This window comes from Falsihalocynthiibacter sp. S25ZX9 (assembly GCF_041205405.1).
GTDB lineage: Bacteria > Pseudomonadota > Alphaproteobacteria > Rhodobacterales > Rhodobacteraceae > Falsihalocynthiibacter > Falsihalocynthiibacter arcticus.
In genome coordinates this window covers 1-368 of the sequence record NZ_JBGFCD010000098.1, presented here as the reverse complement: position 1 = coordinate 368, position 368 = coordinate 1, and the positions used below count along the sequence as shown (strand labels likewise).

Annotated in this window: 1 pseudogene; it reads right to left on the bottom strand. The window is 48.4% G+C overall.

The features are described 5' to 3' along the window. Nucleotides 1–46: 46 nt before the first annotated feature. Nucleotides 47–368: pseudogene (locus AB9F29_RS21450) on the bottom strand (glycine cleavage system protein H); the annotation flags it as partial.

Below are 368 nucleotides of genomic sequence, written 5' to 3'. Positions count from 1 at the left end.
AAATCGTAGGTGTTATAACCAGTGGTTTGATAGGGCATTTTTTTCCTTAACCGATAAAGGCTTTATAAGCCGCTTCGTCCATCATGTCGTCAATCGGGCCGAGATCGTCGACCTTAAGCTTCACAAACCAAGCGTCATTTTCAGGGTCGTCGTTCACTTTGCCCGGCTCGTTTACGATCGAGTCGTTCACTTCCATGATTTCACCGTCGATGGGCGCAAGAATGTCGGACGCCGCTTTCACGCTTTCGATCACAACGATTTAGTCGTCTTTTACGACCATAGTGCCAACTTCGGGCAATTCAACAAAGACAACATAGCCAAGTTGCTCTGCGGCGTGGGCCGTAATGCCAACAACAACAAGGTCGTCT